A 6,832-nucleotide genomic window follows, 5' to 3' on the forward strand; every position below is an offset into this window, starting at 1 on the left:
GCCCAGTGCGGAGATACGACGCTTGTGCGTGATCTCGGACAGCGGGTTGTTCTGGTCCATGAACTGGGACAGCTGGCTGGAGCCGAAGAACTCTTTCACCGCCGCCGAAATCGGCTTGGCGTTGATCATGTCCTGAGGCATCAGGGTATCCAGATCGCCCAGAGACAGACGCTCTTTCACCGCACGCTCAACACGCACCAGACCTACGCGGAACTGGTTCTCGGCCATTTCGCCAACGGAGCGGATACGGCGGTTGCCCAAGTGGTCGATATCGTCCACTTCGCCCTTGCCGTTACGGATATCGATGAGCTTCTTCATCACTTCGATGATGTCGTCTTTGCTCAGGATGCCCGAACCTTCGATCTCGTCGCGCAGCAGAGAACGGTTGAACTTCATACGGCCAACCGCGGACAGATCGTAGCGGTCTTCGGAGAAGAACAGGTTCTCGAACAGGCTTTCAGCAGCTTCGCGCGTTGGCGGCTCACCAGGACGCATCATGCGGTAGATTTCTACCAGCGAGCTCAGACGATCGTTGGTCGGATCGACACGCAGCGTTTCAGAGATGTACGCGCCGTGGTCCAGATCGTTGGTGAACAGCGTTTCGATGCGCTTGTGGCCGGACTGGCTCAGCTTGGCCAGCAGATCCAGCGACAGCTCCATGTTGGCTGCGCAGATCAGTTCGCCGGTATTGGTATCGATATAGTCTTTCGCGACCACTTTGCCCGCGATGTACTCTACCGGTACTTCAATGCTCTGAATGTCGTCTTTTTCCAGCTGACGGATATGACGAGCGGTGATGCGACGGCCTTTCTCTACGTAGATCTTGCCGTTGGCTTCGATATCGAACGAAGCGGTCTCACCACGCAGGCGCTCTGGCACCAGCTCCATCTGCAGCTTGTTGTCGCGGATTTCGAAGACGATCTTGTCAAAGAACAGGTCGAGGATCTGTTCAGTGGTGTAGTTCAGCGCGCGCAGAATGATGGTCGCAGGCAATTTGCGGCGACGGTCAATACGCACGAACAGGTTGTCTTTCGGATCGAACTCGAAGTCCAACCATGAACCGCGGTAAGGGATGATGCGTGCGTTGTACAGCACTTTACCCGAGGAGTGGGTTTTACCCTTATCGCTGTCGAAGAATACGCCAGGACTACGGTGCAACTGAGATACGATAACCCTCTCAGTACCGTTGATCACAAAGGTGCCGTTTTCGGTCATGAGCGGAATTTCGCCCATGTAGACTTCTTGTTCCTTGATGTCTTTGACCGTACCTTCAGGCGCTTCGCGCTCATAGATAACCAGGCGCAGTTTTACGCGCAGCGGTGCAGAGAACGTCACACCACGGATCTGGCACTCTTTGACGTCGAAGACCGGCTCACCAAGACGGTAGCTAACGTATTGCAGCTCCGAATTGCCACTGTAGCTCTGGATAGGGAAAACAGAACGGAATGCGGCTTCAAGGCCGTACTGCCCTTCTGGATCTTGCTCGATAAACTTCTGGAACGAGTCAAGCTGGATAGAAAGGAGATATGGTATGTCCAGCACTTGTGGACGTTTACCAAAATCCTTACGAATACGTTTTTTCTCGGTATAGGAGTAAACCATAGGGTTCCTCAGCTCGCTGATCAGTGACCCAATCTGTCCGTCCGATTAGGGACAGTTCATGCAACACCGTTTTGTCGACCGGAAAGCGGGAACACTTTCCGCAATGTCTCTTGCTATCACGCTTAAACCATTTCATCGCGCCTTCCCCCAGAACTCCTGGTAGTGCAAAGACCGCGGTATATTAAGTCGTCAATAGAAACAAACATTGGGAGGCGAAACCAGCAGCCAAACAGTGTGAAACGCTACTGGCGCCCTACAGCGCAAAAAGGCTGGTGACTAAAAAGTCACCAGCCATCAGCCTAAAAGACTAGGCTGCAACCGGAAAGGTTGGCTTATTTAACTTCAACTTCTGCGCCAGCTTCTTCCAGAGATTTTTTCAGAGCTTCTGCGTCATCTTTGCTCACGCCTTCTTTCAGAGCGGCTGGAGCAGATTCAACCAGGTCTTTAGCTTCTTTCAGACCCAGGCCGGTAGCGCCACGTACTGCTTTGATAACAGCAACTTTGTTAGCGCCTGCAGCTTTCAGGATAACGTCGAATTCAGTTTTCTCTTCAGCAGCTTCAGCTGGGCCAGCAGCTACAGCTACAGCAGCAGCAGCAGAAACGCCGAATTTTTCTTCCATAGCGGAAACCAGTTCAACAACGTCCATTACGGACATAGCGGCAACTGCTTCCAGGATTTGGTCTTTAGTGATAGACATAACAATTGTTCCTAAAATTCAGAAATAGTTTAAATACGTTAGCAAAGGCTAAGAAAGAGTGGCTTACGCCGCTTCTTTCTGATCGCGTACTGCAGCCAGAGTGCGAACCAGTTTGCCGGCAGCGGCTTCTTTCATGGTTGCCATCAGGCGTGCGATCGCTTCTTCGTAAGTTGGCAGCGTCGCCAGGCGGTCGATTTGCGCCGCTGGGATCAGCTCACCTTCAAAGGCCGCAGCTTTAACCTCGAATTTTGCATTCGCTTTCGCGAACTCTTTGAACAGACGAGCAGCAGCGCCCGGGTGTTCGTGAGAGAATGCAATCAAGGTTGGACCGACAAACGTGTCTTTCAGGCATTCGAATGGAGTGCCTTCAACTACGCGACGCATCAGGGTGTTGCGAACAACACGCATGTAAACGCCAGCTTCACGACCTGCTTTACGCAGTTCAGTCATTTTATCTACGGTAACGCCGCGGGAATCCGCAACAACCGCAGACAGCGCGCCTTTGGCTACTTCGCTGACTTCAGCAACAATCGCTTGTTTGTCTTGAAGATTTAATGCCATTAGCTTTTTGCTCCTGGATTAGCCGGGGAAAATCCCCCGGAACTCACTTCACTCGGCGCTTTGTAAAACGCCACGCCGAGCGGCTTAACACGGTGAGCAGAATCCAGCAAAGACATTCTTTTATAAAAAAGAAAAATTTTCTTAGGCTCTGTCACCGTCTACGCAGGAAGGATTAAGTATCTTGCGATACACCTGCGGTCTTGGACGGAGGCCTGGATAGGCCAGGCTCCAACCGAAAAATCTTTGTTTTGCCTACGGCATAGCCAATAGCAAAACCTTGGGGCATAAGATTCTAGACAAATCTCGGCCCCAAGTCAAAGCGATAATCGCAAGTGCGATTAGTTCGCTGCGGCAGACAGACCGCTCTGATCGATAGCAACGCCAGCACCCATGGTGGTGGAGAGGCTAACTTTCTTGATGTACATGCCTTTCGCCTGAGAAGGTTTTGCTTTTTTCAGCGCAACCAGCAGGGCTTCCAGGTTTTCTTTCAGTTTGTCTGCGTCGAAATCAACCTTACCGATAGTGGTATGGATGATGCCGTTTTTGTCGTTACGGTAGCGAACCTGACCTGCTTTAGCGTTTTTCACTGCTTCAGCAACGTTCGGAGTAACGGTACCCACTTTCGGGTTTGGCATCAGGCCGCGTGGACCCAGGATCTGGCCCAGTTGACCAACAACGCGCATTGCATCCGGGGAAGCAATAACAACGTCGAAGTTCATTTCGCCTTTCTTGATCTGCTCAGCCAGATCGTCCATACCTACCAGCTCTGCGCCTGCAGCTTTCGCAGCTTCAGCGTTAGCGCCTTGGGCAAATACGGCAACGCGAACGGAACGACCGGTGCCGTGTGGCAGAACGGTAGCGCCACGAACGTTTTGGTCAGATTTACGAGCGTCGATGCCGAGGTTAACGGCAACGTCAACGCTTTCTACGAATTTAGCGGTGGCCAGCTCTTTCAGCAGAGCAACAGCTTCAGTGATGTCATACTGTTTAGTAGCATCAACTTTGTCACGGATCACGCGCATGCGCTTGGTCAGCTTAGCCATCTCTTAATCCTCCACTACCAGGCCCATGGAACGAGCGGTACCTTCGATGGAGCGAGTCATCGCTTCAACGTCAGAACCAGTCATGTCCGCAGCTTTGGTTTCTGCGATTTCACGTACCTGAGCACGGGTCACTTTACCTACTTTGTCTTTGTTCGGCTTACCGGAACCAGACTTGATACCAGCCGCTTTTTTCAGCAGAACTGCTGCTGGCGGGGTTTTGGTAACGAAAGTGAAGGAGCGATCAGAATAAACGGTGATAACAACCGGAATCGGCAGACCTTTTTCAATGCTGTCAGTCTTAGCATTGAACGCCTTACAGAATTCCATGATGTTAACGCCCTGCTGACCCAGAGCTGGACCCACTGGTGGGCTCGGGTTAGCCATACCAGCTGCAACTTGCAGCTTGACGTAGGCTTGTACTTTCTTAGCCATTTAAATTTCCTCGGTTTGGGTAGTATCGCCTCGTGAGAGGCTCCCCGTGTTTAACCTCGCCGGACAAAAATCAGGCAAGGCATCTAAAAACAAAAGGCGCGAAATTGTAGTTCAATTTCACGCCTTTGACAAGCGGCAACAGGCCGCTTACTGCTGATTATTCGATCAGCCTTTTTCAACCTGGCTGAAGTCCAGTTCCACCGGCGTTGCACGACCGAAGATGGAAACGGAAACTTTCAGGCGGCTCTTCTCGTAATCGACTTCTTCGACCACGCCATTGAAATCGGCAAACGGGCCGTCGTTGACGCGCACCAGCTCGCCCGGCTCGAACAGCGTTTTCGGACGCGGCTTGTCACCGACCTGCTGCAGACGGTTCATGATCGCATCAACTTCTTTATCGCTGATCGGCGCTGGACGGTCAGACGTACCGCCGATGAACCCCATGACGCGCGGTACGCTGCGCACCAGGTGCCAGCTGGCGTCATTCATCACCATCTGCACCAGCACATAGCCAGGGAAGAACTTACGCTCGCTCTTGCGACGCTGGCCGCCACGGATTTCAACCACTTCTTCCGTAGGCACCATCACTTCGCCGAACAGCTCTTCCATATCGTGCAGTTTGATGTGTTCACGCAGCGATTGTGCTACGCGACCTTCAAAACCGGAAAACGCCTGAACGACGTACCAACGTTTTTTTGGAGCTTCAGACATTTTAGAACCTCAGGCCAGTAATAAACGACACCAGACGGACCAGAATACCATCCAGCCCCCACAGAATCAGTGACATCACGGCGGTTACCGCGGCAACGATCAACGTGGTGTGCAGCGTTTCCTGACGAGTTGGCCAAATCACTTTACGTACTTCGGTACGCGCTTCACGGGCAAACGCAACGGTGGCTTTGCCTTTGGTGGTCATCAGAGCCACTGCACCTGCAACGGCGATGATCAGCACAACTGCCAGCGCGCGCAATGGCAGGCTTAAATCACGGTAGTAATAGTTACCGACAATAGCCACAACCAACAGAACGGCGACGATCAGCCACTTTGCCGCTTCCAGGCCGCGTCCGCTCCCTTGAGCCTCGGTATTCGCACTCATAAACCAACCTGTCACAATGATGATTCATAACAAACAACTTTGCCTCGCATTGCGAGGCAAACCAAACCGATCGGATAGCGCATTAGCGATATCCCGGTGTTTTACGCCATGACGTATTTCAGTCAATACGGTTTAAGAGCCCATCTCACCAATGATTATGACTGCAAAATCGCTGATGAGATAGGTTCTAGTTCACAGCGTAGAAAAAGGGCATCAAATGATGCCCTTTTACCGCGTGTCGCGTCAAACTTTATCAGCGATTAAGCGATAACTTTGGCAACAACACCAGCGCCTACAGTACGGCCGCCTTCACGGATTGCGAAACGCAGACCGTCGTCCATCGCGATTGGGTGAATCAGGGTTACAACCATGTTCACGTTGTCGCCTGGCATTACCATCTCTACGCCTTCTGGCAGTTCGATGGTACCGGTCACGTCAGTGGTACGGAAGTAGAACTGTGGACGGTAGCCTTTGAAGAATGGCGTGTGACGACCACCTTCATCTTTGCTCAGGATGTACACTTCAGATTCGAACTGGGTGTGCGGCTTGATGGAGCCTGGCTTAGCCAGTACCTGACCACGTTCGATTTCTTCACGTTTGATACCACGCAGCAGAACACCTACGTTCTCACCAGCACGGCCTTCGTCCAGCAGTTTGCGGAACATTTCAACGCCAGTACAGGTAGACTTAACGGTGTCTTTGATACCAACGATTTCAACTTCTTCGCCAACTTTGATGATACCGCGCTCAACACGACCGGTAACAACGGTACCACGACCGGAGATGGAGAATACGTCTTCGATTGGCAGCAGGAACGGCTTGTCGATAGCACGCTCTGGCTCTGGGATGTAGCTGTCCAGGGCTTCGGCCAGTTCGATGATTTTCGCTTCCCACTCAGCTTCGCCTTCCAGCGCTTTCAGCGCGGAACCGCGGATTACCGGCAGGTCGTCGCCAGGGAAGTCGTAAGCGGACAGCAGTTCGCGAACTTCCATTTCTACCAGTTCCAGCAGCTCTTCATCATCAACCATGTCGCATTTGTTCATGAATACGATGATGAAAGGAACGCCAACCTGACGACCCAGCAGGATGTGCTCACGAGTCTGAGGCATTGGGCCGTCAGTCGCAGCTACTACCAGGATCGCGCCGTCCATCTGAGCAGCACCGGTGATCATGTTTTTCACGTAGTCGGCGTGCCCTGGGCAGTCAACGTGCGCGTAGTGGCGAGTCGGGGTGTCATACTCAACGTGAGAGGTGTTGATGGTGATACCACGAGCTTTTTCTTCTGGCGCGTTATCGATCTGGTCGAAAGCACGTGCAGAACCGCCGTAGGTTTTAGCCAGTACGGTAGTGATCGCTGCAGTCAGGGTAGTTTTACCGTGGTCAACGTGGCCGATAGTACC

The 6,832-nt window shown here is 52.4% G+C and carries 7 protein-coding genes and 1 pseudogene; all 8 read right to left on the minus strand.

Features of this window, described 5'->3' with window-relative positions; translation table 11 throughout:
• Positions 1-1,602, minus strand: a pseudogene (gene rpoB, locus ADK28_RS14340) (DNA-directed RNA polymerase subunit beta); the annotation flags it as partial.
• Positions 1,603-1,934: 332 nt separating this feature from the next.
• Complete coding sequence (rplL, locus tag ADK28_RS14345) at positions 1,935-2,300, minus strand: 50S ribosomal protein L7/L12 (RefSeq protein ID WP_004929903.1); 366 nt, start codon at positions 2,298-2,300, stop codon at positions 1,935-1,937.
• A gap of 63 nt (positions 2,301-2,363) precedes the next feature.
• The gene (gene rplJ, locus ADK28_RS14350; RefSeq protein WP_004929905.1) at positions 2,364-2,861 is read right to left on the minus strand and encodes a 50S ribosomal protein L10; all 498 of its coding nucleotides are present in this window, start codon (positions 2,859-2,861) and stop codon (positions 2,364-2,366) included.
• 338 nt (positions 2,862-3,199) lie between these two features.
• A complete protein-coding gene (rplA, locus tag ADK28_RS14355; protein ID WP_048795940.1) occupies positions 3,200-3,904 on the minus strand; it encodes a 50S ribosomal protein L1 in 705 nt (234 codons plus the stop codon).
• A 3-nt stretch (positions 3,905-3,907) separates the two neighbouring features.
• Positions 3,908-4,336, minus strand: a complete 429-nt coding sequence (gene rplK / locus ADK28_RS14360; protein WP_004929911.1) for a 50S ribosomal protein L11 — start codon at positions 4,334-4,336, stop codon at positions 3,908-3,910.
• A 165-nt stretch (positions 4,337-4,501) separates the two neighbouring features.
• Positions 4,502-5,047, minus strand: coding sequence for a transcription termination/antitermination protein NusG (gene nusG / locus ADK28_RS14365; protein ID WP_004929914.1), 546 nt, complete (start codon positions 5,045-5,047; stop codon positions 4,502-4,504).
• A 1-nt stretch (position 5,048) separates the two neighbouring features.
• Positions 5,049-5,432, minus strand: a complete 384-nt coding sequence (gene secE / locus ADK28_RS14370; RefSeq protein WP_004929916.1) for a preprotein translocase subunit SecE — start codon at positions 5,430-5,432, stop codon at positions 5,049-5,051.
• A 260-nt stretch (positions 5,433-5,692) separates the two neighbouring features.
• Positions 5,693-6,832: elongation factor Tu (tuf, locus tag ADK28_RS14375; RefSeq protein WP_048795941.1), on the minus strand; the 1,140-nt coding region annotated here is incomplete at its 5' end.

It is taken from the genome of Serratia sp. 506_PEND, from assembly GCF_001076875.1.
Taxonomy (GTDB): Bacteria; Pseudomonadota; Gammaproteobacteria; order Enterobacterales; family Enterobacteriaceae; genus Serratia; species Serratia marcescens.

Coding starts and splice junctions, on each gene's coding strand:
- rplL (WP_004929903.1), bottom strand. CDS start 2,300: ATGTCTATCACTAAAGACCAAATCCTGGAAGCAGTTGCCGCTATGTCC.
- rplJ (WP_004929905.1), bottom strand. CDS start 2,861: ATGGCATTAAATCTTCAAGACAAACAAGCGATTGTTGCTGAAGTCAGC.
- rplA (WP_048795940.1), bottom strand. CDS start 3,904: ATGGCTAAGCTGACCAAGCGCATGCGCGTGATCCGTGACAAAGTTGAT.
- rplK (WP_004929911.1), bottom strand. CDS start 4,336: ATGGCTAAGAAAGTACAAGCCTACGTCAAGCTGCAAGTTGCAGCTGGT.
- nusG (WP_004929914.1), bottom strand. CDS start 5,047: ATGTCTGAAGCTCCAAAAAAACGTTGGTACGTCGTTCAGGCGTTTTCC.
- secE (WP_004929916.1), bottom strand. CDS start 5,432: ATGAGTGCGAATACCGAGGCTCAAGGGAGCGGACGCGGCCTGGAAGCG.